Raw genomic sequence first — 24,489 nt, forward strand, 5'->3', positions numbered from 1 at the left:
TGACGAATAATCCAATGAGACCCCGTCGAACCCGCCGCACCGGCGGCGCGTATCTCCTGACATGCCGGGACCACGCCCGGCGCCGGACAGCGACGAGGGTGACGCCGAGTGGAATCGGGCTTGCGGCTGACGGATCGCTACCGCCTCGTGGAGCGTCTCGACGACGGCGGGACGATGGAGGTCTGGCGCGCCTGGGACGAGCTGCTCGGCCGCCGCGTCGCGGTGAAGCTGCTGACCCCCGACCGCGCCGACCTGCGCCACGCGTTCCAGGAGGGCGTCAACCGCGCCGCCGGGCTGTCCCACGCCGTCCTGGAGACGGTCTACGACAGCGATCAGACGCGCGACGCCTCCGGGCGGCTGGCGTCCTTCGTCGTCACCGAGTACCTCGACGGCGAGACGCTCGCCGACCGGCTCGGGCGCGGTCCGCTCACCGCGTCCGAGGCGGCCGACGTCTGCGGCCAGATCGCCGCGGCGCTGGAGGCCGCGCACGCCGCCGGGGTCCCGCACGGCGACCTGGAGCCGGGCAAGGTCATGCTCACGTGCGACGAGGTCAAGGTCGTCGACATGGGCATCGGCGGGATCGTGCGCGATGCGCGCGATCCCGCCGAGCCCGGGACGCGGCTCGCGCTCGCCGCCGACGCGAAGGCGGCCGACGTGCGGGCGCTCGGCACCGTCATCGGCTCCTGCCTCGCGCCCGGGGCGTCCGGGGAGCTGTCCGCGCTCGCCGCCCGCTGCCTGGGCGCGGACGCCCCGTCCGCCGGCGAGATCGCCGACCTGCTCGCCGGCGACGACGGCCCGCCGAACGCGGTCTTCGCCGCGCCGGGCGCGGCCCCGCGGACCGAGCAGCGCACCAGGACCATGCGGCCGCCGCCCGCGCCGCGTCCCCGCCGCCGCGGCAGGACGGGCGTCCGCCTCGCCGCGGCGGCCCTGGTGGTCGCGATCCCGGGCACGGCCGCCGCCGCGATCCTCGTGTCGGCGCCGCGCAGCCCGGTCACCGTCCCGCCGCCCACCCGGACGGGCGCCGCCGCGCCGCCGTCCGCCCCGCCCACGACGCCGCGGACCGGGCCCCGCGCGACGGACCCGGGCGTGACGAGCGCGCTCGGCCGGCTCCGCCCGATCGTCTCCCGCGGCTACGCCTCCGGCGAGATCCGCTCCGACGTCGCGATCGACCTGAACAACGTCATCACCAACCTGGAGAACGACCTCACCTCGGACCGGAAGGTGGACGTGAACCGGCGGATCGCCTCGCTCCAGGACAAGATCGTGACCCGGCAGCGGGAGCGCGGCCTGTCGCCCGACCTCGCGGACGAGCTCAACCGCGTCCTCGCGAACATCCAGGCATGACGGACGAGGAGGCGCCCACCGGGTGGCGGCGCGAGGAGCTCGCCCGCCCGCCGCGGACGTCCCGGCTCCCCTGGCTCGCGATCGGCGCCGTCGCCACCGCCACCGTCGTGGCCGCGACCACCCTCGTCCTCGGCATCGGCGACACCCTCTCCAGCCGCGACCGCTCGGCCGGGCGGCTCCTCCCGCTCCAGGCGGCCTCCCCGTCCGCGACGGCGTCACCGTCCGGGACACCGGCCCCCGAACCGCCCCCGCCGGAACCGGAGCCGGAGCCGACGACCGCCGAGCCGGAACCTTCGAAGCCGGAGGATCCGCCCGGCACGAACGTCCACGACGCCCTGCTGAGGCTCCGCCACGCCGTGCACGAGGGCGTCGCCGCCGGGGACGTCCGCGACGACGTCGGGCTCGACCTCACCAACGTGATCAACGGGATGCTCGACGGGGGCCGGCAGGGCCGCCGGGACGTCGCCTTCCTCCAGCACAAGATCGCCACCCGGACCCGCGAGGGCGGCATCGCGGGCGGCCGCGCGCGGGAGCTGCACCTCATCCTCGACCACGCCGAGGTCTAGACGCACCCCTCGAACTGCGGCACCTCGACGATCGACAGGTCGAGGCCGGTGCCGCCGAACCACCGGTTCATCAGCTTCGCCGCCGTCCCGTCCTGGTACATCCGGGTGATCGCCCGGTTGAGCGCCTCGCACCCGTCGGTATCGCCCTTGCGCAGCCCGATCCCGGTGTTCTGCTCGCTGATCCGCGCGTTGACGAGCCGGTAGCCCCGCCCCTCCCGCCGGATGAGCCCGGCCAGGATCACGTCGTTCGTCGTGATCGCGTCCACCGACCGGCCCTTGATCATGTTCATGCACTCGTCGTAGCTCCGCGCGGGGACGGTCCGGGCCGTCATGCCGTGCACGGCGAGGAGCCGCTGCATCGGGTCGGCGCCCTCGACCGCGCAGAACCGGCGGCCCTTCAGGTCGCGCACGCCCTTCACGCCACGCTCGTCCGTCCGCACGAGCACGTCCTGGTACGACATGTAATAGGGGCCCGCGAACGCGATCCGCGTCTTGCGCTCGGGGGTGACCGACAGCGTCGCGAAGACCAGGTCGGCGCGGCCCGACGTCAGGGACGGGATCCGCTCCGCCGCCAGCACCTGCACGAAGCGCACCTTCTTGCCGAGCCGGTCGGCCACGTACCGCGCGACGTCGATGTCGAACCCCTCGAACCGCCCGTCCGGATGACGGAGCCCGAGCCCCGGCAGGTCCGGCCGCACCCCCACGACGAGGGTCGACTTGTCCAGCAGCGACTCCCGCCCACCCTGGCCGCACGCGGTGAGGACTCCCGAGAGAAGCACGACCGCCGCCAGAACCCGCCCTGCACCCACAGCCGCACCTCCACGACGATCCACCGATCCTATCGGGACACGACACGTTCGCCGGGTACCATCGGGCACCGGGAAACGGGGAGGGGCGTGCAGGAACTCAGCCAGGAGGACTTCGAGGCGTTGCTGGCGTTCCGCACCGGCCTGCGCCGCTACCTGCGCTGGAGCGAGGAAGCGGCGCGCGCGGCCGGTCTGACCCCCGCCCAGCACCAGCTGCTCCTGGCCGTCCGGGGCCACGGGCGGGACCGTCCGCCCACCGTCGGCGAGCTGGCCGACCACCTCCTCCTGCGCCACCACAGCACGGTCGAGCTGATCAACCGGGCCGAGGCCGCGGGCCTCGTCCGGCGGGAGCGCGATCCGGGCGACAACCGGGTGATGCGGGTGCGGCCGACGCCCGCGGCCGACCGCACGCTGGCCGAGCTGACGCGTGTCCACCTGGCCGAACTGCGCGACCTGGCCCCGATCCTGGACCGGCTCACCGCCGAGCTGAAGGCGCTGGAGGGCTGAGGCTCACGAACTCCACGCAGCAGCGGCCGGAGTTGGGGGCGAGCACGGCCTCGATGGCGGACGCGCCGAGGCCGTCCACCATGCCCGCCAGGAACGCGTGGTTGACCCCGCACACCAGATCGGGATCGTTCCCGGCCAGCGGGTGGAAGGGGCAGTTGCGCAACCGCAGCCGGGTCGGCCCCTCCCGCTCGGGCTCGAACCCGTGCCGTTCCAGGACCTCCGCCGCGCACGTGAGCGCACGCTCCGCACCGAGCCGCCCGCCCCTGACGGGACGGCTCTCCGCCTCACCGACCGCACGCCCGCGCTCCCCCGCGGCCCGCAGCGCCGCGTCCCTGCCGCTCTCCCCCTCGGCCTGCCCGCGGACGGCGTCCAGCAGGATGCTCGCCAACAGCCCGTGCTCGCGCTGCGGGATGCTGACCCGCACGTCGAGCCCGGACGGCTCGTACACCTTGGGGGCCCGCCCCACCCGCCGGACGCCCGGGCTGCCGTAGCGGGCGCGCAGCAGCCCCGCGTCCACGAGCTTGTCGAGATGGAACGCGGCCAGCTTCCGGGAGATGCCGACGCTGGCGGCCGCCTCGTCCCGGGTCACCGGCGCCTGCGCGGCACGGATGAACGCGTACATCCCGCGCCGCAGGTCGTCGCTGAGGATCGCGGCGGCCTCCAGCCCGGCGGAGTCTGAGGTCACCCACCCACCCTAGCGCCCCACCGACATAACACAAAGAGCAGTACCCAAAACAAGCGAACACCCTAGCCACGAACACGACCACACTGCTATAACACCAATACTTGTTGGTGAAATAGGAGGTCGTCATGGACGATCCGCAGCACCGGGCGAAACGGCCGGTGAGCCTGCTCGCCGGCGGCTACGGCCACCCCCTGCACCCGATCCTCGTGACGGTGCCGATCGGGGCGTGGGCGGGCAGCCTCGTGTTCGACGTCGCCTCGCACCTGACCGGCGATCCGGCCGTCCTCGCCGAGGGCTCGCTGTGGCTCATCGCCCTCGGCATAGCCGGGGCACTGGCCGCCGCGGCGACCGGCTTCCTCGACCTGCTCGCCATCCCGCCGGGCAACCGCGCATTCCGCACCGCCCTGGTCCACATGTCCCTGAACCTCACCGTGGCCTTCGCCTACGTGGCCGGCTTCGGCTGGCGCATGGGCGACACCACCACCGCCGTGAGCGCGGCCCACATCGCCCTGTCGGCGGTGTCGCTCGCCGGCCTGGCCGTGGCGGGGTTCCTGGGCGGGAAGCTCGCCTACCGCTACGGCGTCCGCGTCGCCGACGAGACCACCCAGGCCGAAGGTTTCGGCCGCCCCACCGAAGGAGAACGCTCATGACCATCGCCGCACTCATCGCCTGGCTCATCACGGCCGCGGGCGGGTTCGTCATGCTGGGCACCTGGATCGCCCGCGGCGGCCCCCGCGACGGGTCGTCCCGGCTCCCCGTCCCGGTGATCTTCGGCCACGCCCTGCTGGCCGCCGCCGGCCTGCTCGTCTGGATCGCCTACCTGTTCACCGACACGACCGCCCTGGCCTGGACCGCGTTCATCGTCCTCCTGCCGGTGGCGCTCCTCGGCTTCGCCATGTTCGCCCGCTGGCTGCCCACCGCCCGCACCGAGAGCACCGCGCCCGAGCACGCGTTCCCGATCCCGGTCGTCCTGGGCCACGGCCTCTTCGCGGTCGCCACCCTGGCCCTGGTGCTCATCACCGCCCTCCAAGCCTGAGAGCAGGGCACTTGACGGCGGCATATCGTTTACCGTTACTATCGAAAAACGATATGCGAAGGAGTCGTCATGACCACCAGATCCCCCTGGACCCGAATCGACAGCCACGCCCTCGAACTCACCCTCGGCCTGGCCCTCCTCCTGGTCGGCCTGTTCCAGGCCCTCTTCCCGATCCTCGGAGTGACCGGCCCGTTCCCCCCGATCGACACCCGGAACGTCCGAATCGACAAAGCAGCGGAGGTGCCACCCCTACGATCCGGCGGCACGACTCTTCAAGGCACCAACGACGCCGAACTGGCAGTGGCAGACCCCACCCTCTGGGACCGCGTCCTGCTGGCCACCCCCCAGATCGTCCACGCCGCCCTGATCATCGTGATCCTGTCCATCCTCATGCGGATGGCCGCGACGTTCCGGACGGGCGACGTCTTCGTCCCGGCGAACATCCGGCGCCTCTACGCGATCGCCGTCGCCCTCCTGGTGACCGCCACCGCCGTCCCCGCCCTCGACATGATCACCACCGAGGCCCTGATCAGCGGCACCCCCCTCACCAACGCCGTCACTTCCAGCTACACCCTGCAGACCTCGACCGTCATCCTGTCCATCCTCGTCGCCGCCCTGGCAGGCGCGTTCGGCCACGGCACCCGCCTGCGCGCCGACACCGAGGGCCTGGTCTGATGCCCCCGGAAGACCCCCACCACATCTCCGTCCACCTGGACGCCCTCCTGGCCGACCGCGGCATGACCCTGGTAGAGCTGGCCGAACGCGTAGGCGTGACGCCGGTGAACCTCTCCATCCTCAAAAACGGCCGAGCCAAGGCGATCCGCTTCACCACCCTGAGCGCCCTGTGCAGGGAACTCGACTGCCAACCAGGCGACCTACTGACCCACGAGAAGCCTTGATCACCCTTCCTGCGGATCGAGCGTCGGCAGAGGAACCGGCCACGTCGCCTCCCGGCGCAGCCGCAGGACCGCGTGCCAGGCCAGTTGCGGATGGTTCGCGAGGAGTCCGCGGATCTCGGCGAGCCTGTCGAGCGGATGCCGCTCCTCGCGCCGCTCGCCGAGACCGCGGAGCCACTCGGCGGAGTCCTTCGGGTTCTCGACGAACAGCCGCACGAGGGTCGCGGCGATCGCGAGGTAGGTCCTCGCCTGCACGGCGAAGGTGCGCGCGGTGAGGCTCAGCCCCCGCTCCGGCATCGTGGCGATGCCCGCTTCCAGGTCGTCCCCGGTGACGGGGGTGTCCGCGCAGGCGGCCAGCCACTCCAGCAGGGCGGCCGTCCCCTCCTCCTCGGCGGCGGCCGCCGCCCGCAGCTGGGCTCCCATGACCGCGGCCACGTCCTCGGCGATCATCTCCCGGGCCAGGTGCTCCAGTTCGAGGCGGGACTCCCCCTCCGCCGCCAAGGCGGCGAGCGCGCGCACCGACCGGATGAGGTCGCGCGCCAGCCCGGCGGTCATCACATGGCACAGCCACACGTACGGCATGGGAAGGGGAACGCCGCGCCGGTTCAACAAAGCCATGACCTCCTCCCCACGCAGCGGCGGGACTTCCACGACCGTGTCGAAGGCACTGTCGAAGGTGTCCCTGACCGACAGGCTGCGCCGCCCGAACGCGGCGAGGGCGTCCTCCGAGACGGTCACCAGGAAGTAGCAGCCCGGTACCCCGAAGATCACTTTGAGGTCGTTGAGGAACTGCTCCGCCGCGCCCGCCGTCGCGATCTTGTCCAGCTCGTCCACCCCGATGACGACCTTGTTGCGGTCCGCCCGCCGCTCGGTGCCGACCATCCTCAGCAGTTCCTGGAAGTCGGCGACCAGGCCCGGCAGGCTCTGCGCCTGCTCGGTCTGCTGCACGGCGAGTTGCCCGCCGACCTTGCCGCCGCCCGGGACCGCCATCTCGCCGGTCGCGGTCCGGGTCACCGCCTGCTGGTACCGCAGCCGCCGCAGATGGGCATGGGCGGCGACCTGCGCCCGCGTCATGCTCCGCAAGTGCGGCCTGCGGTTGAACAGCAACAGGGTGGACACCCCCGCCGCGATCAGCAGTCCGCCACCGGCGAGCAGATACACCCGCGCCTGGTCCGGCAGCAGTCCCACCACATCAGCGATCTTCGCCCGGTACAGCGTCCCCACGATGAGAGCGAGCCCCGCGCCGACCGCGGCCCACGGAAGCACATGCATCGCCAGCATCCGGATCCGCCGAGCGGGCGCGGGCCTGGGCCCCCGGTCACCAACCACCCGCTCGCACACGCGGATGAACAGGTGCGTCAAAAACTCGCGCGAGTCGTACGCGGTCGGGGCGTGCACGAGCAGCCGCAGGTCGTTGTCAGGGTGCCGCTCCGGGTCGCACAACTGCCGCAGGACGGTGCTCTTGCCCGCCCCGCGAACGCCGCTCAACCCGATGCTGGCGCTGCTCAGCTCCTCGATGAGCAGCGAGACACGGCGGCTGGCGTCGGTCGGGACGAAATGGTCATCGCGCTCATCGGTCCCGCTCAGCGGTTCGAGCTCCAGCCCGTGGAGCTCGGTCGTGTAGGCGGGAGGCTCCTCGCCGAGCCGCTCGTTCAGCAACGGCAGCAGCCCGTCCCGCGCCATGGCCCGGACCCAGTCCCGGTAGGTGCGCTCTAGAGCGGGCCTCAAATGCGAGAGCGCGTCCAATTGAAGCCACTTGGCCGGATCACGCGACCGCACCGCCCGCCGCTGCCCCGCGGCCCGCCGAAACGACGCCCACAGGAGCACCGAGATCAGCAGCACCACCCACGCGACGAAGATCGCATCAGAAGCCCCACCCCACCGGCCACGCGCAACGAACAACCCGGCCAGCAGGGCTCCAGCGCCTGCCGCGATGACGAGATAGCCGGTGACGAACCGGCTGAGAAAAGGCAGATCCGCCGCCTTCTCGAACGCCAGCAGCGCCTCGTCGAACCGCTCCCCCCGCTCCCGCGCGGGAGTCTCCACGGCAAGCGGGTCATCATCGATCAACTCCGCGGCCAACGCCTGGAGCCGCGCCCGCGACCGCGCCGGCTCCCGCTGATCGACCCGCCGCAGCACCTCCGGGAGGCCGAGCACCTCCACCAGAACCGCCTCCCGAGCGAACGCATCAAGCCGCTCACCCCGCGCCACAGGACCAGGCCCAGCGCCCGATGCCTGCCCTGTCTCGGCGTCCCCGAACTCACGATGGGAATCTGGACCACTCGCGGCGAGCAGGTCCGGAATCTGCCGATACCGGAACTGGTAGGCCCCACCCACCACCCGCACCACACCCTGCTGCCGCGCCTCTTCCAGGAACGACAACGGCCGCCAGGGCAGCCGGCCCCGAACAGCGAAGATCACTACGGACAGCGCATAGAGACCCACACTCGACGCCGACAGGATGTTGAAGGCCACCCCGGCGCCCAGGAAGACCCCGTTCTCGACCCTCGCGTCCGTCACCCCGGACCCGATCGCGAGTCCGCCCGTGACACCGACGAGAGCAGCAAAGGCCATCCGGAAGACGAGACTGCGACGGAACTGCACGACCGGCTCAGTGGTCTTCCACACTGGCATCCGAACCGCGAATTGAGCGAAGCCACCTGCGACCAGCAGGGCGGCCAACCATGTGACACCCCATATGGAGGCCGCGATGACATTCGGCGTGGACGTACCGAAGCACCCTGCTAGAAGAACGCCTCCGACAAGAAGATCGAGTACACCGACTGGCAGGGCCAAGGCCCAACGGGGCAACCGTCGACGTAGGAGCCACCAGCTGAAGTCGCCGGGCACGCCGTCACCCGACCGCCGGGCGATCTCACCCAGCCATGACCGCTCCCGTCCGTTCCTCGGATACAGCCGGTCGATCCAGTCGGAGAGCAGCCGCTCGGCGACCCCCGACGCGTTCAGCGAGCCGAAGTCGGGCAGCGGACGGCGGTCGTCCAGGTACGCCGACCGGACGAGCCTGATGTTGGCGGGCAGGCTCAGGGCCTGCGCAAGCGCTCCGTCCCGCCCGAGTTCCTCCCGCCACCGATTCCAGCCGGGATAGTCCGCCTGCGGGAGCAGGCTTTCCAGGTAATGGACGACCCGTGGGAAGGGGACCGGCATCAGCCGGAGGACGAGGGCGCGCCGCAGCGGCTCGCCCTGCCTGCTGCCGACGGCCCGCCCCAGGGAGCCGTCCCGCGCGACGATCACCAGCGGGTCGTCCACACGCACGGCCGAGTTGATCCGGCGCAGCGCCCACCCGGCCTTCTCGACGGGCAACTCGTCGAACCCGTCCAGGATCGGGATGATCCGCCGTCTGCCGACGAGGTCGCGGGCGACCTCGGAGGGCAGCCCGTACTTCTCGGCGATCAGCTCGGCAAGCCAGTCCTCGAAGGGCTGCCGTGCGGGATCCCAGGCCGCCATGGAGACCATCACCGGAACCGGCCCGTCCGGACGCCGGCGCTCCAGGAGGGCGAGCACCAGGACGATCGCGGTCGTCGTCTTACCCGATCCGGGAGGTCCAGTGATCACCCAACCCCCCGGCATCACACGCTGGAATATGTCGCCGATCTCCGAAAGGTCGACGGTCTCCAGTACGACCCCCTCATCGGAACCGCGTACCTCCAGCGGAATGGGCGGAGTCCCCCCGTCGTCCTGCCCCGACCTCGCCAATTCCGCGGTCCACTCCGACCGAACCGCCGCCGCGAGCGCCGCCAGGACCCCGGCGCCACCCCGGTAGCCCCACCCATTGCGATACCGCGCCAAGGCGACCACAGCAGCCACGAAAGCCACCGTCGCCGCACCAATGATCTCCGTGTACGGGATATCAGTCAGAGATGCACCGACCCCTACGCCGGTGGTCACGAACACGCCAAGCACCAAAGACGACCGCGATGACCAGGGCACCCCCTCATGCTGGCAGGGCTCTCATCGCAGCGACGGGCTTTCATCCACTACCGGTCAACTGCACGACTCACAACGCCGCACCGGACACAAACCCCGATCACCGGCCGCGCCGAGCAACCGGCAACCGCGCAGTGAGCGACCGCCGAACGCGCAGCGAGCCACTCTCAGGCGCGTGGCCAGCAACCCTCAGCCACGGGGCGAGCAACCACCGGGCGGGGGTGAGCAACCGTCGGCCGGGGGGTGAGCAACCACAAGGCACCAACCAGCCAGTTGGGCGGGGATGCGCAACCGTCGGGCGCGGGACAGCAACCGTCGGGCGGGACGACCCCAACCGGTACAGCAACCCCAAACGGCCCCAACAGTCGCGATTGCGTCCGAAGGCAGGTTCGAGCGAAGCAAGAACCTGATCGCGAAGCGAGCCGCTAGGCGAGCCGGAGCGATGCAGCAATCGCACGTGGTTTTTGGGGTTGGGGCCCCCAGGGCCCCAACCCCAAAAACCACAATAAATACAGCAGGCACCTCTCCGGATGAGGTGCCTGCTGTGCGGGTTCCGGACGAACCGGGCCTTGCGGTCCGGGTCAAGGCTTCGCCCGTCTCCCGTGTCTTCGGGGTTATGAGGCGCCGGCGATCACTTCCGTTTCTGGCTCGGGGACGGGGCGGGTCGGCTGGAGGCGGCGGGGGGTCATGCCAAGGGCGGCGATCGCTGCGATCACCATGAACCCCCCGACCATCAGCCAGGAGTTGACATAGGCGGTGTGGGCGTCGGCGTAGCCGTGCGGGGTGCCGAGGACGGCGACGGCGAGGCTGACGCCGAGGACGGTGCCGATCTGCCGGCTCATGTTGACCACGGCGCTGCCGGTGGCGTAGCGGTGGGAGGGCAGGTCGGCGGCGGAGGCGGACAGGATGGTGGGGAGGGCGAGTCCGACGCCCGTCCCGCCGATGAGCCAGCCCGGCAGCATCTCCGTCGCGTAGGCGGGCGCCGGGCCGAGGCTCATCGCGATCATGACGACGCCGAACGCGCAGAGCATGCACCCGACGGCGGTGATCAGACCGACGGGGACGCGCGCGGCGACGAGGCGTCCGGCGATGAGCGCCATGATGGGGACCATCAGCGGGCCGGGCGCGACGGCGAGCCCGGTCTTGATGGGCGAGTAGTGCCAGACCTGCTGCATCCAGAGGACGCCGAGGAGCAGGTTGGCGGCGAACGCGACGGTGAAGAGCAGGATCGCGGCGTTGGACCAGAAGAAGGTGCGGACGGCGAGGAGCGCGGGTTCGATGACGGGCGCGGGGTGCCGCAGGGACCGCAGCCAGAACCAGGTGAGGCCGAGCAGGGCGGCGCCGATCACGAGGGTGGTCTGCTCTCCGGGCCAGTCGTTGACCTTCACGACGCCGAGGGCGAGCAGCGCGACGGCGAGGGTGAGGACGGCGGTGCCGGGGAGGTCGGGGACGCGGGCGGTGGCGCCTTCGCGCGAGTCGGGGACGAGCCGGACGGCGAGCACGACGGCGGCGATCCCGATGGGGATGTTGACTTCGAAGACCCAGCGCCAGGAGACGTCGACGAGGACGCCGCCGATCGCGGGGCCGGCCGCGGCGGCGAGCGCGGAGGCGGCGGACCAGATGCGGACGGCGCCGCCGCGGCGGGCGGCGGGGAAGGCCGACAGCAGGAGCCCGAGGCTGGTGGGGATGAGGGCGGCGGCGCCCGCGGCCTGCAGGACGCGGAAGGCGACCAGGGACCACAGGTCGGGGGCGGCGGCGCAGGCCTGGGAGGCGAGGGTGAAGACGATGAGGCCGAGGACGAGGCCCTTCTTGCGGCCGTAGCGGTCGGCGAGCCGCCCGAGCGGGACGAGCAGCGCGGCGAAGACGATGGCGTAGCCGTTGAGAACCCAGGACAGGTCGGCCATGGACTGCCCGGCGAAGTCGCGGCCGATGTCGTCGAAGGCCACGTTGACGATGAACAGGTCGAGGCCCGCCATGAAGGAGGCGACGGAGAGCACCGCGAGCACCGGCCCCGTGCGCACCTGACTTTGTTCCACCATAGTCAGGGAGGCTAGCGAGCCACCTGACTTTGGTCAAGCGAAGTCAGCAGGTTTATAGTGGGCGGGTGACAATCGCACTTGAGGGGCACTTCGCCGACCGTGACGCCTGGTCGATGCAGAACTGCCCGGTCGCGAGGACCCTGGCCGCGCTCGGTCCGCCGTCGGCGGTCCTGGTGCTCAGCGAGGCCTTCTTCGGGACCAACCGTTTCGGTGACTTCGTGCGCAACCTGGGCATGACCGAATCGGCCGTCACCGCCCGGCTGCGCCATCTCGTGGACTTCGGCCTGCTCAGCAAGGAGCCCTACCAGGAGCCCGGGCAGCGCACGCGCTACGAGTACCACCTGACGAAGATGGGCCTGGACCTCGCGCCGACCCTCGTCAGCCTCATGGAGTGGGGCGAGAACTATTTGCCCGGCGACGAGGGGCGCCAGGTCATGCTGACCCACAGCGACTGCGGCGAGCGGGTGACGGCGCAGGTCAGATGTGCCGACGGGCACGACGTCGGGGTCGACGAGATCGTCATGGGCCCGCCGGAGACCGACGACCGGCCCGGCGGGCAGGGAGCGGCGGACCGGGGAGCGGCGGACTAGGAGGCGTGCCGGGTGCCGCCGGCGAGCCGCAGCGCGTGCTCGACCAGCGACACCAGCACCTGCTTCGCCGACCCCGCGTGCCGCGCGTCGCACAGCAGGACGGGGACGTGCGGGTCGATGTCCAGCGCCGAGCGGATCTCGGGCGGCTCGTAGTGGTCCGCGTCGTCGAAGCAGTTGACGGCGACGATGAACGGGGTGCCCTTGCGCTCGAAGTAGTCGATCGAGGCGAAGCTCGCCATCAGCCGCCGCGTGTCGGCGAGCACGACCGCGCCGAGCGCGCCGCGCGACAACTCGTTCCACATGAACCAGAACCGCTCCTGGCCGGGCGTCCCGAACAGGTAGATCGCGACGCCGTCGCGCAGCGTGATGCGGCCGAAGTCCATCGCCACCGTCGTGGTCGTCTTGGCGGCGACGCCGTCGAGGTCGTCCACGCCGACGCTCGCGTCGGTCAGCGCCTCCTCGGTGCGCAGCGGCCGGATCTCGCTGACCGCGCCGACCAGCGTCGTCTTCCCGACGCCGAACCCGCCGGCGACGAGGATCTTCAGCGCGACGCGCGGGCCGTCCGCCCGCTCGTCGGTCTCGTCCTGGACGGGATCGTGGCCCGTGGACGGGGAGCGGCCCCCCGCGCCCCCCGGGCCGGCTTCGTCGAGACTAGAGCGCACGGAGCTCATCGAGCACCCTCCTGAGCAGGTTCGGGTCGTTGTGCGGCTGGACGTAGACCGGTGTCGTCGGCGACGTCGGCGAGGGGGGCGCGGACCACCGCTGGACGTCCACGAGCCCCGAGTCGATCAGGTCGCCGGCCAGCACCCGGATCACGCCGAGCGGCAGGTTCAGGTCCGAGGCGAGGTCGGCGAGCGCGTGCGGACGCCGGCACAGCGCCAGCAGCCGGCGCTGCTGGCGCGACAGCCGGCCCGGCTCGGGCGGCTGCCGGCCCGTCGCGACGAGGATCGCCACGATGTCCAGGTGCTCGCCGCTCGCGCGGGTGCGGCCGCGCGTCACCGCGTAGGGGCGGACGATCGGCCCGGCGGCGGCATCGAGCCATCGCTCTCTGCCGGGACCCCGAGGAGCACCGGGAACGTCGCTGGGGTCCATGCCGGGTCACCTGTGTCCGGGGCCGGGCGCGCCCTGTCTCAGTCCGGTGGACAGCTGCCTGCCGACCCGCTTGACCAGCATCGTCATCTCGTAGGCGACGAGGCCCGCGTTCGCGCCGACCTCGCTGAGCAGGGCAAGGCAGCTGTTGGCGCCGGCGGGGACGACGAAGAACAGGCCCTTGTCCATCTCGATCATCGTCTGCCGGATCTCGCCGGAGTCCAGCTGCGGGCGCGCCCCGACCGCGAGGCTGTGGAACCCGGCGGCGAGGGCCGCGAGGTACTCGGAGTCCTCCCGCCCGACGCCCCGCGACATGCCCATCACCAGCCCGTCCCTGGACAGGACGACGACCTTGCGGACCTGCGGGACCCGGTCGACCAGATCGTCGAGGAGAAAGTTCAGCTCGGCCGCGACTCCCTGCTGGGTCATGATCTTCCCTCCATGCCGTTCGCGGGACCCTCGGCGGGCCCTTCGTCCTCGTCCCGGCCGCGCAGCCAGCCCGCCTGCAAGGACGCGAACAGGTCACGGGAGGCCTCCGCCGACCGCTCCTCCCACGCGGCGACCGCGTCGTCGGGGTAGGTGGTGGCGGCGGGCTCCTCCTGATAGGTGTCCTGGTCGCGCAGCTGCGGCGCCAGGTTGCCGCCGCGCACCCGGCGCGGCAGCGGGGCCCGCCCGCCGCCCGACGCCTGCGCCTGCCCGAACGGACCGGTCTGGCCGAACGACACGGCGCCCTCCCCGAAGGAGGCCGGCGTCTCGTACTCGCCGCTCGACCCGGCGTAGGGGTCGTGGCCGTAGGCGGGGATGTGCGGCCCGCCGGCCTGGAACGGGCGCGTGGCGTCGAACGCCGGCGGCGACCCGTGCGACGGTGGGGTCCCGTACGACGTCGGGGTCTGGGCACCGTCGTCGAACCCCACCGTCGCGTCATACTCCGGCTGGTCCTCGTAGGACGCCGGCGCTTCGGGCGGCGCGGACGTGTCGTACACCGGGGCGTTGAGCATCGCCGTGGACGACGGCGCCTGCTCGGGCCAGGCCTTCAGCGACCCGTTCGCCGGCGTCGCCCCGTTCTGCGGGGCGGCTCCCGCCCGCGCGACCGGGACGTCTCCGCGCGGGGCGCCCTCGGCCATGTTCTCGTCCTCGGGCTGGTCGACGTCCACGATCAGCTGCCGCGGGATCAGCACGACCGCGCTGACGCCCCCGTAGAGGGACGGCTGGAGGGCGACCCTGATGCCGTGCCGTCCGGCGAGCCGGGAGACGACGAACAGGCCGAGCCGGTCGGTGACGGCCAGGTCGAACTCCGGCGGCCGCTGCAGCCGCAGGTTCAGCGCGTCCAGCTCGGACTGGTCGAGCCCGATGCCGCGGTCGATGATGTCGACGGCGAACCCGTTCGCGCCCATCTCGCCGCGGACGAGCACCTCGGTCGGGGCCGGGGAGAACACCGTCGCGTTCTCGATCAGCTCGGCGAGCAGGTGGATGATGTCGGCGACGGCCTCGCCGATCACCGCGGCCTGCCCGGACACCACGACGACCTCGACCCGGGTGTAGTCCTCGACCTCGGCGACCGCGGCGCGCAGCACGTCCTCGACGTGCACCGGACGGCTCCAGCCCCGGCCCGGGGACGTCCCGGACAGGATGACCAGGCCCTCGGCGTGGCGGCGCATGCGGGTGGTGAGGTGGTCGAGGCGGAACAGGTCCTCCAGGACCTTGGGGTCGGACGCGTCGCGCTCCATCTCGTCCAGCATCCGCAGCTGCCGGTGCAGCAGCGACTGGCTGCGCCACGCGACGTTGAGGAACACGCGGCTGATGCCCTGCCGCAGGTAGGACTCGCGGACGGCGGTCTCGATCGCGGTGTGCTGCACCTTGGTGAACGCGTCGCCGACGCTGGCGACCTCGCGGCTCCTTCCGATGACGAGCGGCGGCGCCTCGGCGTCCACGTCCACCTCCTCGCCGCGTCTCAGCCGGGCGACGACGCCGGGCAGCCGGTCCTCGGCGAGGTTCAGCGCGGCGCGCTGGAGCCCGCGCAGCTCCCGCGACAGGCTGCGCGCGGCCAGCAGCGACAGGATGATGGACGCGATCACCGCGAGCAGCCCGAACCCGCCGGCGAGGACCAGCCGCATGATGATCCGCTCACCGATGGGCTTGGCCATCTCGTTGAGCGCGAGGCTCGCCTCGGTGACCCGCTGCGCCCAGGCCTGCGACAGCAGCTGGGTGGTGGCCTGCCAGTCGGCCGCCTCGGGCGGCAGCCGGTCGCCGCGCGCGTTCACGATGGCGGTCTCGGCCGCCCGGTACCGCTTGAACCCGTCGGTCGCGGCGAGCTGCTGGAGCGGTCCCCGGATCTGGTCGTTGAGGTCGGCGAGCCCGGCGTCGAACTCGCGCCGCCCCTCGGCCGCCCACTGGACGAACGCGGTGTGCTCGGCCTGGGTGAGCCGCCCGTTGCGCGCCATCGCGGCGGTGACGAGGGAGTCCTGCCGCAGCATGTAGGCGCGGGCGTTGCCGACGCTGATCAGGGCGCGGCCCTGGGTGAGGATCGCGACGTCGTTGACCGTCACCAGGCCGTCGAAGACCTTGATCACCTGGTCGAGCATGGTGCTGTAGGAGTTGATGACCTCCAGCGGCTGGACCTGCCCCGAGTCGACCCGGGCGCGCAGCTGCGGCAGCCGGTCCAGCGCCTTGATCGCCTCGGCGAGCCGCTGCTTGGTCTCCGGTTCGGCCGCGTCCCGCGCCTCGGGCGACAGCGCGGTCCCGCGGAACGCCTTCTCGACGGCGCTCACCCGGGCGCGCTGCCCGCCGAGCTTCTGCCGGTCGGCGGGGTCGCGGGTGCTGAGCGCGACGACGCTGAGGGAACGTTCCGCCTGGAGCTGGTTCACCAGGTAGATGCCGGGAAGGCCCATCTTCTCGTACGTCGTCGAGAAGTCGTACTTGTCGAAGGCGTCGCCGAGCGTGATGTTCGCCGCGAACGCCCACAGGGTGATGAGGGACACCAGCGGGACCAGCAGCAGCGCCGTGATCCGCAGCCGGATCGGGCGCCGCCGCCGGCCCGTGCGGCCGGACGCGTCGTCGCGGGGTGTCTTGGAGGTCATCGGATTCACTACCTCATGCCGGGGTGCCGGGGGGTGCGGGGGTCAGGGGCGAGCCTCGTCCAGGGACGCGCGGGCGACCAGGCCGCGCAGCCGGCCCGAGATCATCTCGACGGCCTGCGCGTGCCCGCGCACGGCCCGCTCCCGCGTGGTGTACTGCCCGATGTCCGCGTGCATCGCGTGGTCGGACACGATCGTCTGCCATAGCAATGGCCTTCCGTTCGCCGCGAGTCCGAGGTCGATCACGGTGAACCAGGTCGAGACGACCACGACGACGGCGCCGACGCGGATGACGTCCTGGGCGACCAGGCGTCCGCGCACGTCGAGCAGGAGCCGCTGGGCCTCCTCCGCCGTGGCGCGCAGTCCGTCCGACCGGTAGTACTCGGGGGACCTGTGGAGATCACTGGGCATGGCACATCCCATCGCCGTACCGGGAATGCGAGGGAAGGTGCTCAGTGACCGGGGTGGTCGTCCCGCGGCCAGGCCAGCACCTCGCACCAGACCGACTTGCCGGACGGCGTGTGGTCGGTGCCGTGCCGGTCGGCCATGACCGCGACGAGGAACCAGCCGCGGCCCGTCTCCTCCATGAGGTCGACCTGCCGGGTCCGGGGGACGGCGGCGCTCTGGTCGTGCACCTCGATCCGGAGCCGGGCGCCTGCGCGCAGCAGCCGCAGGCAGAGCGCGGCGCCGGGGATCGGCGCGTGCCGGACCGCGTTGGTGACGAGCTCCGACACGAGGACCTCGGCGTCGTCGGCGACGTGCCCGATGCCGGACGCGGTGGTGACGGACCGGCTGAAGCGGCGCGCCCGGGGAACCGACTCCCGTTCGGCGGGCAGCGTCAGCTCGCCCAGCAGGATCGGGACGGGTTCCTCCATCGCCCGGAGGTCGTGCGGTGGTGTGGTGGTGGCCAGGGTGCTAGGGAGTTCGATGGTGTGGTGTTCGCCCGACATGATGAACGCCTCCTTGACTAAGGCGTGTCGCCCGGGTGCGGCCCGGCCGGGATGCGAGGCCGCGTTGGGCGTGGGGGGATGGTGCAGGTGCCGCCGCCGTTCGGGCGGACGGCGGCACGGTGTTCGAGGGGCGCGGGCCGGTCATGACGGTCCGCCCTCCTCGGCTTGGGCGTCCGCCCGCGCGCGAAGCAGCCGGGCGGTACTGGTGAACCACTCGTAGTTCTCCTGCTCGAACCGGCGTCCGCGCAGGCAGGTGAGGTAGGGGCCGAGTGGGGACCCGGTGCGCAGGAACGTCTCCTCGTCCAGGTCGCCGCGCAGGTGCTTCAGGGTGCGCTCGAAGACCTCGATCTTGGCGGCGGAGGCCACCGCCCGGTCCTCCAGCTGCGCGATGACGGAGTCCGCGGAGATGTGATCCACGGCCTGCACCATGACGAGCAGGTTCTCGCGGATGATGCCCGGCTTGGCGGGGGTGGTGGCGAACCGCTCGAGCTCGGCGACGCCGGCCTCGGTGACGGTGTACACGCGCTTGTTGGGACGGTCGTGCTGGATGATCTGCCGCCCGCTGATCAGACCTTCCGTCTCCAACCTCGACAGCTCCGAGTAGAGCTGCTGCGGTACGGCGTGCCAGAAGTTGGAGACCGACAAATCGAAGATCTTGGCCAGCTGGTAGCCGCTGTACTCGCCGTCGAGCAGCGCCGCCAGCACCGCGTGACGTAGCGCCATCGGCCTTCTCTCCCCGCCTTGACTCAGGGTGATGCCCGACGTTACCAGACAACGACATGATTAGTCATCATTTTGACTAGTATCGGTTGGTTCGGATTTTGACGATCTTCGGACCGCCCGGCCGGGCGGTCACGCGCGTGCCCGGCGGAGCTCGTCCACGCCAGGTTCGAGGTCGCCGGCGAGCGCGGTGATCTCCCCCTTGAGGAAGGCCGCGCGGGTCAGGCGGCGCTGCATCTTGCCGCTCGTGGTGTGCCGGACGGTGCCCCGCGCGGCCAGCACGACGCTGACCGCGGGCAGCTCGAACGTCCGGGCGACGCGGGTCCTGATGAGCGAGGCCAGCTCGTCCAGCGGCGTGCCGGCGGCGGCCCGGGTGCTGATCTCCTGGACGATCACGACCTGCTCGCGGCTGCCGTCCACGGACCCGCCGACATCGGCGTCGATGGCCCCGTCGATCGCGAACGCCGCGCCGACCAGCGCGGCCGGATGCGCCGCCCGCGCCGTCTCCTCGATGTCGTGCGCGTGGATGTTGCGGCCGTTGACGATGATCAGGTCCTTGATCCGCCCGGTCACGTACAGCTCGCCGCCGGCGATGAAGCCGAGATCGCCGGTCCGCAGGAACGGGCCCTCGCCGCCGGCCGTGCGCGCACCGAAGGTCGCCATGCTCTGCTCGGGGCTTCCCCAGTAGCCGTGGGCGACGCTTCCGCCGCGGACCCAGATCTCGCCCACGCGCCCCTCCGGCCGCTCTGCGCACGTCTCCGGGTCGACGACGCGGACGTCCAGGCTCACCGGCCGCCCGCTGCTGACGAGCCGCCTGGCGCCCTCCGGCCCGTCGCGGGGGACGGCCTCGTCCCGGGTGAGGGCCTCGGCGTCGAAGTCACGGACGACCGGCCCGCTTCCCAGGGGCGCGGCGGTGACGAGCAGCGTCGTCTCGGCCATCCCATAACAGGGCATCCACATGCTGCGCCGGAACCCGACCGGGGCGAACCGCTCGGCCATGGCGTCCAGCGTCGCGGCCCGGACCGGCTCCGCGCCGTTCTTCACGACCCGCAGCGACGACAGGTCCAGGCCCTCCAGCTGCCGGTCGGTGACCCGGCGCAGGGCCAGCTCGTACCCGAAGTTCGGCGCGACGGTGATCGTCCCCCGGTAGCGGGTGATCAGCTCCAGCCACAGCACGGGACGCTTGATGAACGCGATCGGCGAGGTGAACACGTACCGGCAGCCGAGGTAGAGCGGCTGGAGGAACTGACCGACCAGCCCCATGTCGTGGTAGTGCGGCACCCAGCCGACGCCGACCGTGTCGGTGCTCCCCTCGATCCGGCGCTTGATCTCCTCGCCGTTGCTCAGCAGGTTCCCGTGGGTGACCATCACGCCCTTCGGCTCGCTGGTCGAGCCCGAGGTGTACTGCAGGAACGCGACCGTGTCGGAGTCGAAGCCCCGCGGCGTCCAGGCGCCCGGATCGGACTCCTTGCCCGCCTGGGTGTCCAGGCAGTGGACGCGTCCCTTCAGCCCCGCGGCCGACAGCCACGCGTCGAGGGTGCCCTTGTGGGCGGTGTCGGTGAGGATCAGCGCGATGTCGGCGTCCTCGATGATCCGGCGGGTGCGTCCGAACCGGCCGGCGTCCAGGTCGGGTAACGGCGCCGGGACGGCGATGACCCGCGCGTACAGGCACCCCAGGAACGCCGTCAGGAACTCAAGGCCCTCCGGATACAGCAGCAGGACGGCCCGGTCCCGCAGCCCCCGCGCTTCCAGGCGCCAGCCGAGGACGCGGGCCTTGCGGTCCAGTTCGGCGAAGCCGAGCACGTTCTCCTTGTACTTGCGGCCCGGTTCCTCGCTGATGAAGGTGAACGACCGGTCGTCGCCGTGCGCCCGGATGTTCTCCCGGGCCAGCGACACGAAGTCCTGGTAGGGCGGCATGAGGCCTCACTCGTCCTCGGCCAGCGACAGCAGGGAGAACCAGCCCCGCTCGCCGGCGTGGAACATCGCGGCCTCCAGCGACGGGAGGAAGTCCTCCGACAGGACGGTGTCGGGCTGCGCGCGCTGGAGCAGCCGCTGCAGGCACAGGACGAGCCACTCCCCCTCGGCGAACGGGCCGCCGAAGGCCTGCCGGTTGTGCAGCCACGTCAGCATGCACGAGACCATCGCGTGCAGCTCGCAGTACCGCTTCGCCCGCGCCAGCGCCGCCACCGACGAGGAGTCGCCCTCGTTCGCGCGGATGCCGTGGTCCACCTTGGCGCGCAGGCCGCCGATGCCCGACAGCAGGTCCTTCAGCTCCGCCGCGACACCGGGCGCCGCGTGCGCGTTCGCCTCGGACAGCACCTCCTCGGCGATCTGCTCGAACCGCTGGCCGACCTCGTCGCGCCCCTCGTTGGTGAGCTGGAGCAGCCGGCCGTCCGGCTCCCACGCGGGCGGGGTCCGCGTCCAGCAGAACAGGTCGGCGAGCAGCTCGTCCTCGCGGCCCGTCTCCTGCAGCGGCTCGATCAGGTACGGCAGCTGCCCGGCGACGTTGGCCAGGTTGACGTGCGTGGTGCCCTCGAAGATGCTCGCGATCGCATGGTCGCGCTGGAGCTTCTGGAACACCCCGTGCGCCACGCCCTCGCGCAGGTAGCCGCGCGCCGCGAGGACGGTCCCGATGCTGGCCACGACCTCCTCCCCCATGACCGGGACGAAGTACTTCACGATCGACGACCACAGGCTGAGCCGCCCCGGCGCGACCGTCAGGCAGCGCGCCACCGGGATCGCCACGCACTCGGCGATCAGCAGGTCCAGATGCGCCTTGACCAGGTGGTCGCGGATGACGGGGATCTTGTAGATGTCCGAGCCGTAGAGGGTGCGCTGCCGCGCGTACTCCATGCCGATGCGCACGACCGCGTCCATCGTCCCGACCGACAGCGCCGCGATCGCCGTACGGGTGATCTGCAGGGTCTTCAGCGTCTGCACGAGCCCGGACCCGCGCCGCCCGATCACCCGCTCGGCCGGCAGCCGCGCCCCGGAGAACGCGACCCCGCTGAGGTCGTGGCCGCGCAGCCCCACCGTCCGCACCGGCGGCAGCGTCGACCAGGAGGCCGGGTCGATCTCCCGCTTGTCGACCAGGATGAGCGAGAAGTCGCGCGGTCCCGTCTTGGCATAGGTGGTGACGAACCGGCCGCGCGTGGCGTTGCCCACCGGCCACTTCACCCCGGTCAGCACCAGCTCGCCGTCCCGGATCTCCGCCTCCGACTCCGAGGCCATCACGTCGCTGCCGTGATCCGCCTCCGAGACGCCGAAACAGGCCAGGTCACCGCACAGCACACCGTCCGCGACCGTCTTGCGCTGCCAGGCGTCGCCCCACAGCCACACCGGGTTCACGGCCAGCAGCCCCGACCCGTACATCACCGCCACGGTCACGCTGCGGCGCGAGATGCCCCGGGTGACGAAGAACAGCTCCTCAAGCGTCGTCAGCCGCCCGCCGAGCGGCGCGGGCACCAGGTACTTCGGGAAACCCCAGGCCCGGACGGCGTCGACCGCGCCCGGCGGGATCTCGTCGCGCTCCTCCGCCTCCACGATCGCCTTGTAGGAGAACGGCCCGGCCTCGTCGTCCATGGGGTCGCCGAGGAAGCCGTCCAGGTCGGCGGCGATCCGGTGCGCCGGCGACAGCGTCTCAAGGGACAGTTTCTGACGGGGCACGGCCCGGTGGGACGCCGTGCCTGGCGGTGCGGGGTGTACGGGAACCTTACTGTCCATCTTTCCTTCGACTCCCTTTGTCTGGGTCGCTCCCTAAACCTGCGCGGTACCGGACGGGCCCCCCGTTTCCCCTGCGGCCCCCGCGCCGCCGGCGTCCGCCACGCCGCCGGCGTCCTGCACGTCTTCCATGCGCTTCCCGACCACCCGGGCGAGCGTCATCGCCGCCGGAAGCGGGCGGACCATGACGGTCAGGCCGGTGACGAGGCCGGTGTCGCCGAACCTGATCAGATCGAGCCCCTGCACGGCCTTGCCCATCACCCGGGCGCTGAAGATCAGCGCCTGCGCGGGCGGGCCGGTGCCGTTCGCCGGCCGCACCAGCTCGTCGGTGTAACGGAAGTCCTCGAAGACCTCCAGCAGCACCCCGAGCAGCGCGGCGACGGCGTCGCGGCCGAGATAGGGCTTCACCATCACCGGGCTGTGGAACTCGATGCCGGGATCGAGCGCACCGGTGATCGCGGCGAGATCCTTGGCCTCCACCGCCGTTCGGAACGTTCCGGGGACCGTCATCCGGGCTGCTCCCTTCGCTTGCCTGAGCCGGTCAGTTCACCGTCCGGGGCGGGACGGCGCCGGCGGGGGGCGTGTGCGGTGCGGGGAGGCCGGGCTCGGGAGCGGGCACGGCGGCGCGGGCGAGATCCTGCGCCCACGCCCGGTACCCGGCGGCCGACGGGTGGAAGCCGTCGGCCGCGAAGAGCCGCCGGTCGCGCGCCATCGCCTCGTCCATGGGGACGTGGACCGCGCCGCCCACGGCGGCCGCCTCGCTCGTGATCAGGTCCATCGCCCGCGCCCGCGCGCCGAGGACGGACCGCAGCGGCCGCGGCAGGGCGGGGAACCGGTGCACCGGCGGCATGCCCGCGACGAGCAGCCGCGCGCCCGGGTAGCGGTCGCGCAGCGCGGCGATGAGCTCGGTCATGTCCGCCGTCCAGCGGCGCAGCGGCCGCCGCCGGATCAGGTCGTTGATGCCCGTGGTGACGACCACGAGGTCCGCCGCGGAACCGTCCGGCGCGGGCACCAGCCCGGTCGTGATCCGGCGGGCGGTGGCGCCGTTCTCGCCGGACAGCGTCCACGCCACGCCGCGCCGCAGCCGGTCCCGCAGCGCCTCCGCCAGGAAGCCGGGGAGCGCCTCGGCGTGCAGCGACGCGCCGACGCCGACGGCGGTCGACTCGCCGAGCACGACGACCCGGTAGTCCGGTCGCCCGTCTTCCGGGCCCTTCCCGGGACGCGGGCCGGCGGCGAGGCCGTGCTCGTCGCCCGCCGCCGGGTCGAGCCGCGGCGTCCGGCGCACCGTCCGCCATGCCTGGACGACCAGGACGGGAGCGAGCGGGATCAGCATCGCCGAACGGGAGACGCGGACAGCGGCGAAAGGTCTTTTCATCTGTTTCCCAGACTGCAGGTTGGGGCCCCCGAGACTCAGATCACCCGCTCGCTGAGCAGGCTTTTTGCGATGTGCGCGATCACCTCCGCGACATAGGCGTGACCTCTCGGATTGAGGTGGATTCCGTCCGGACTCCACATCACCGGGTCGGCGACCCGGGCCACGGTCTCCCGTTCCGGAAAGGTCATTCCGAAGTCGCGCGCGACGCGCGCCAGCTCCATATTGAAGTCATGAATGCGCTGCACGGTCCGTTTCTTGCGGAACTGCGAGATCGGGGATATGTCGAGCAGCGGGGGACGCGGCACCGGGATCGCCAGCATCACCGCGCCGCGGTCGCGGGCCCAGCCGTACAGCTCGTCCAGCCGGCGGGCCGCGTCCGCGGGCTCGAAGCCGCGCAGCGCGTCGTTCATCCCGCAGCCGAGCACGACCAGGCGCGGCCGCAGGTCCCGGACGAGGGGCAGCTGGTCGCGCGCCACATCGTCGATCTTCGCGCCCGGGTCGGAGACGTTGAGCACCTCCTCCCGGGGAATCCCCAGGTGAAGGGCCAGCCGCCCGGCCCAGCCGAGCCAGCCGCCGGCCGGGTGCGGGTCGTCCTGGCCCTCGGCCACGCTGTCGCCGAGCACCACCATGGCGGGCCCGGCGGCGCCGTCCGCGGGCCGGCCGCCCATCACGCGACGAGGTCGAGCAGGTAGTCGGTGAGGTCGGTCACCGTCTCCCGCCGCCTGGCCTCGGCCACGTCGACCTCGACCTGCAGATGGTCCTCGATGTCGCTGATGATGCTGATGGCGTAGACCGAGTCGACACCGTAGCGGGCCAGTTCGACCGCGGGATCGATGTTCTCCGCGGGCCGGTCCAGGTAGAAGGCGATCCTGTCAAGAAGCCACGATTGCAGCTCGTCGTGGGAAATTGTTTCCGATCGGGTCACCGCACTCCTCCTTATGTTAAGAGGATCATCGAATCAATCGCGATAGTCATCGGAAGACGAGCAACACGCAACATACAGCCAAATGGGGGGCGTGTCTCGACCCGGATGTGAACGATCGGACACGGGCATGTCTCCGACCCGTAAACCCAGTCAGCAGGCCGGTAAAAACGGCGACAAGTTACTCGCTGGTAGCCTGTTCCGATATGGGCCCAGCCGGAACGC

General features: G+C 71.8%; 25 protein-coding genes. 8 read left to right on the forward strand and 17 right to left on the reverse strand.

The genetic code is table 11. The annotated features are described in order from the left end of the window. The first annotated feature begins 120 nt into the window (after nt 1–120). Both K8Z49_RS20000 and K8Z49_RS20005 read left to right on the forward strand, forming a co-directional pair. Nucleotides 121–1,344 carry a protein kinase domain-containing protein gene (locus tag K8Z49_RS20000; protein ID WP_412520244.1) on the forward strand — a complete coding sequence of 408 codons (1,224 nt, stop codon included), beginning with the start codon at nt 121–123 and terminating at the stop codon, nt 1,342–1,344. Continuing rightward, nucleotides 1,341–1,910: a hypothetical protein gene (locus K8Z49_RS20005; protein WP_021593216.1), complete on the forward strand. Its 570-nt coding sequence runs from the start codon at nt 1,341–1,343 to the stop codon at nt 1,908–1,910. Before K8Z49_RS20000 ends, K8Z49_RS20005 begins: the two co-directional genes overlap by 4 nt. Here K8Z49_RS20005 and K8Z49_RS20010 read toward each other — a convergent pair. Further along, complete coding sequence (locus K8Z49_RS20010) at nt 1,907–2,719, reverse strand: glutamate ABC transporter substrate-binding protein (RefSeq protein ID WP_021593217.1); 813 nt, start codon at nt 2,717–2,719, stop codon at nt 1,907–1,909. The two genes, K8Z49_RS20005 and K8Z49_RS20010, sit on opposite strands and share 4 nt — an antisense overlap. Before the next feature lie 87 nt (nt 2,720–2,806). On the opposite strand from K8Z49_RS20010, the gene K8Z49_RS20015 reads away from it, so the two are divergent. Beyond that, nucleotides 2,807–3,223 (forward strand): MarR family winged helix-turn-helix transcriptional regulator, encoded by a 417-nt coding sequence (locus tag K8Z49_RS20015; protein WP_021593218.1) that lies wholly within the window; start codon nt 2,807–2,809, stop codon nt 3,221–3,223. On the opposite strand, the gene K8Z49_RS20020 is transcribed toward K8Z49_RS20015, so the two are convergent. Continuing rightward, nucleotides 3,192–3,908, reverse strand: coding sequence for a helix-turn-helix transcriptional regulator (locus K8Z49_RS20020; protein ID WP_177287672.1), 717 nt, complete (start codon nt 3,906–3,908; stop codon nt 3,192–3,194). The two genes, K8Z49_RS20015 and K8Z49_RS20020, sit on opposite strands and share 32 nt — an antisense overlap. A 125-nt stretch (nt 3,909–4,033) precedes the next feature. On the opposite strand from K8Z49_RS20020, the gene K8Z49_RS20025 reads away from it, so the two are divergent. The 4 genes from K8Z49_RS20025 (at nt 4,034) to K8Z49_RS20040 (ending at nt 5,843) form a co-directional block, all read left to right on the forward strand. After that, on the forward strand, nt 4,034–4,558 hold the full coding sequence (locus K8Z49_RS20025; protein ID WP_021593220.1) for a DUF2231 domain-containing protein: 525 nt from the start codon (nt 4,034–4,036) through the stop codon (nt 4,556–4,558). Further along, the gene (locus tag K8Z49_RS20030) at nt 4,555–4,944 is read left to right on the forward strand and encodes a hypothetical protein (RefSeq protein WP_412520248.1); all 390 of its coding nucleotides are present in this window, start codon (nt 4,555–4,557) and stop codon (nt 4,942–4,944) included. Before K8Z49_RS20025 ends, K8Z49_RS20030 begins: the two co-directional genes overlap by 4 nt. A 69-nt stretch (nt 4,945–5,013) precedes the next feature. Beyond that, nucleotides 5,014–5,619, forward strand: a complete 606-nt coding sequence (locus K8Z49_RS20035) for a DUF2975 domain-containing protein (RefSeq protein WP_075020822.1) — start codon at nt 5,014–5,016, stop codon at nt 5,617–5,619. Then, the gene (locus K8Z49_RS20040) at nt 5,619–5,843 is read left to right on the forward strand and encodes a helix-turn-helix domain-containing protein (protein ID WP_412520250.1); all 225 of its coding nucleotides are present in this window, start codon (nt 5,619–5,621) and stop codon (nt 5,841–5,843) included. Before K8Z49_RS20035 ends, K8Z49_RS20040 begins: the two co-directional genes overlap by 1 nt. On the opposite strand, the gene K8Z49_RS20045 is transcribed toward K8Z49_RS20040, so the two are convergent. Together K8Z49_RS20045 and K8Z49_RS20050 are read right to left on the reverse strand one after the other, a co-directional pair. Further along, nucleotides 5,844–9,413, reverse strand: coding sequence for a hypothetical protein (locus K8Z49_RS20045; protein WP_412520252.1), 3,570 nt, complete (start codon nt 9,411–9,413; stop codon nt 5,844–5,846). It abuts the gene before it with no gap. Between the two features lie 986 nt (nt 9,414–10,399). Continuing rightward, a complete protein-coding gene (locus K8Z49_RS20050) occupies nt 10,400–11,824 on the reverse strand; it encodes an MFS transporter (protein ID WP_075020820.1) in 1,425 nt (474 codons plus the stop codon). Between the two features lie 65 nt (nt 11,825–11,889). Here K8Z49_RS20050 and K8Z49_RS20055 point away from each other — a divergent pair, with 65 nt between their 5' ends. Beyond that, the gene (locus K8Z49_RS20055) at nt 11,890–12,414 is read left to right on the forward strand and encodes a winged helix-turn-helix transcriptional regulator (RefSeq protein WP_021593226.1); all 525 of its coding nucleotides are present in this window, start codon (nt 11,890–11,892) and stop codon (nt 12,412–12,414) included. Here K8Z49_RS20055 and K8Z49_RS20060 read toward each other — a convergent pair. From K8Z49_RS20060 to K8Z49_RS20120, 13 genes are all read right to left on the reverse strand, one after another. Beyond that, on the reverse strand, nt 12,411–13,085 hold the full coding sequence (locus tag K8Z49_RS20060) for a GTP-binding protein (protein WP_021593227.1): 675 nt from the start codon (nt 13,083–13,085) through the stop codon (nt 12,411–12,413). The genes K8Z49_RS20055 and K8Z49_RS20060 overlap by 4 nt on opposite strands. Further along, a complete protein-coding gene (locus K8Z49_RS20065; RefSeq protein ID WP_075020818.1) occupies nt 13,066–13,506 on the reverse strand; it encodes a DUF742 domain-containing protein in 441 nt (146 codons plus the stop codon). The genes K8Z49_RS20060 and K8Z49_RS20065 overlap by 20 nt, the downstream gene beginning before the upstream one ends. A gap of 6 nt (nt 13,507–13,512) precedes the next feature. Next, nucleotides 13,513–13,932: a roadblock/LC7 domain-containing protein gene (locus tag K8Z49_RS20070; RefSeq protein ID WP_021593229.1), complete on the reverse strand. Its 420-nt coding sequence runs from the start codon at nt 13,930–13,932 to the stop codon at nt 13,513–13,515. Then, nucleotides 13,929–16,580, reverse strand: a complete 2,652-nt coding sequence (locus K8Z49_RS20075) for a nitrate- and nitrite sensing domain-containing protein (protein WP_111830177.1) — start codon at nt 16,578–16,580, stop codon at nt 13,929–13,931. The genes K8Z49_RS20070 and K8Z49_RS20075 overlap by 4 nt, the downstream gene beginning before the upstream one ends. 42 nt (nt 16,581–16,622) lie before the next feature. Beyond that, nucleotides 16,623–16,988, reverse strand: a complete 366-nt coding sequence (locus K8Z49_RS20080; RefSeq protein ID WP_412520256.1) for a hypothetical protein — start codon at nt 16,986–16,988, stop codon at nt 16,623–16,625. A 41-nt stretch (nt 16,989–17,029) separates the two neighbouring features. Beyond that, entirely contained in the window at nt 17,030–17,527 is a 498-nt protein-coding gene (locus K8Z49_RS20085; protein WP_021593232.1) for an ATP-binding protein, read from the reverse strand. Nucleotides 17,528–17,668: 141 nt separating this feature from the next. Beyond that, nucleotides 17,669–18,250 (reverse strand): PadR family transcriptional regulator, encoded by a 582-nt coding sequence (locus tag K8Z49_RS20090; RefSeq protein WP_021593233.1) that lies wholly within the window; start codon nt 18,248–18,250, stop codon nt 17,669–17,671. A 129-nt stretch (nt 18,251–18,379) separates the two neighbouring features. Further along, nucleotides 18,380–20,164 carry a fatty acyl-AMP ligase gene (locus K8Z49_RS20095; protein WP_075020816.1) on the reverse strand — a complete coding sequence of 595 codons (1,785 nt, stop codon included), beginning with the start codon at nt 20,162–20,164 and terminating at the stop codon, nt 18,380–18,382. 6 nt (nt 20,165–20,170) lie between these two features. After that, a complete protein-coding gene (locus tag K8Z49_RS20100; RefSeq protein ID WP_220126527.1) occupies nt 20,171–21,913 on the reverse strand; it encodes an acyl-CoA dehydrogenase family protein in 1,743 nt (580 codons plus the stop codon). A gap of 90 nt (nt 21,914–22,003) precedes the next feature. Then, nucleotides 22,004–22,477: a nuclear transport factor 2 family protein gene (locus K8Z49_RS20105; protein WP_021593236.1), complete on the reverse strand. Its 474-nt coding sequence runs from the start codon at nt 22,475–22,477 to the stop codon at nt 22,004–22,006. Between the two features lie 31 nt (nt 22,478–22,508). After that, entirely contained in the window at nt 22,509–23,300 is a 792-nt protein-coding gene (locus K8Z49_RS20110; RefSeq protein ID WP_021593237.1) for an SGNH/GDSL hydrolase family protein, read from the reverse strand. Between the two features lie 77 nt (nt 23,301–23,377). Continuing rightward, entirely contained in the window at nt 23,378–24,010 is a 633-nt protein-coding gene (locus K8Z49_RS20115) for an SGNH/GDSL hydrolase family protein (protein ID WP_075020815.1), read from the reverse strand. After that, on the reverse strand, nt 24,010–24,267 hold the full coding sequence (locus K8Z49_RS20120) for an acyl carrier protein (RefSeq protein WP_021593239.1): 258 nt from the start codon (nt 24,265–24,267) through the stop codon (nt 24,010–24,012). Before K8Z49_RS20120 ends, K8Z49_RS20115 begins: the two co-directional genes overlap by 1 nt. Between the last annotated feature and the right edge of the window lie 222 nt (nt 24,268–24,489).

Source organism: Actinomadura madurae (genome assembly GCF_047130825.1).
GTDB classification, from domain to species: Bacteria; Actinomycetota; Actinomycetes; order Streptosporangiales; family Streptosporangiaceae; genus Spirillospora; species Spirillospora madurae.

Coding starts and splice junctions, on each gene's coding strand:
- K8Z49_RS20005 (WP_021593216.1), top strand. CDS start 1,341: ATGACGGACGAGGAGGCGCCCACCGGGTGGCGGCGCGAGGAGCTCGCC.
- K8Z49_RS20025 (WP_021593220.1), top strand. CDS start 4,034: ATGGACGATCCGCAGCACCGGGCGAAACGGCCGGTGAGCCTGCTCGCC.
- K8Z49_RS20030 (WP_412520248.1), top strand. CDS start 4,555: ATGACCATCGCCGCACTCATCGCCTGGCTCATCACGGCCGCGGGCGGG.
- K8Z49_RS20035 (WP_075020822.1), top strand. CDS start 5,014: ATGACCACCAGATCCCCCTGGACCCGAATCGACAGCCACGCCCTCGAA.
- K8Z49_RS20040 (WP_412520250.1), top strand. CDS start 5,619: ATGCCCCCGGAAGACCCCCACCACATCTCCGTCCACCTGGACGCCCTC.
- K8Z49_RS20050 (WP_075020820.1), bottom strand. CDS start 11,824: ATGGTGGAACAAAGTCAGGTGCGCACGGGGCCGGTGCTCGCGGTGCTC.
- K8Z49_RS20060 (WP_021593227.1), bottom strand. CDS start 13,085: ATGAGCTCCGTGCGCTCTAGTCTCGACGAAGCCGGCCCGGGGGGCGCG.
- K8Z49_RS20065 (WP_075020818.1), bottom strand. CDS start 13,506: ATGGACCCCAGCGACGTTCCCGGTGCTCCTCGGGGTCCCGGCAGAGAG.
- K8Z49_RS20070 (WP_021593229.1), bottom strand. CDS start 13,932: ATGACCCAGCAGGGAGTCGCGGCCGAGCTGAACTTTCTCCTCGACGAT.
- K8Z49_RS20075 (WP_111830177.1), bottom strand. CDS start 16,580: ATGACCTCCAAGACACCCCGCGACGACGCGTCCGGCCGCACGGGCCGG.
- K8Z49_RS20080 (WP_412520256.1), bottom strand. CDS start 16,988: ATGCCCAGTGATCTCCACAGGTCCCCCGAGTACTACCGGTCGGACGGA.
- K8Z49_RS20085 (WP_021593232.1), bottom strand. CDS start 17,527: ATGTCGGGCGAACACCACACCATCGAACTCCCTAGCACCCTGGCCACC.
- K8Z49_RS20090 (WP_021593233.1), bottom strand. CDS start 18,250: ATGGCGCTACGTCACGCGGTGCTGGCGGCGCTGCTCGACGGCGAGTAC.
- K8Z49_RS20095 (WP_075020816.1), bottom strand. CDS start 20,164: ATGCCGCCCTACCAGGACTTCGTGTCGCTGGCCCGGGAGAACATCCGG.
- K8Z49_RS20105 (WP_021593236.1), bottom strand. CDS start 22,477: ATGACGGTCCCCGGAACGTTCCGAACGGCGGTGGAGGCCAAGGATCTC.
- K8Z49_RS20110 (WP_021593237.1), bottom strand. CDS start 23,300: ATGCTGATCCCGCTCGCTCCCGTCCTGGTCGTCCAGGCATGGCGGACG.
- K8Z49_RS20115 (WP_075020815.1), bottom strand. CDS start 24,010: ATGGGCGGCCGGCCCGCGGACGGCGCCGCCGGGCCCGCCATGGTGGTG.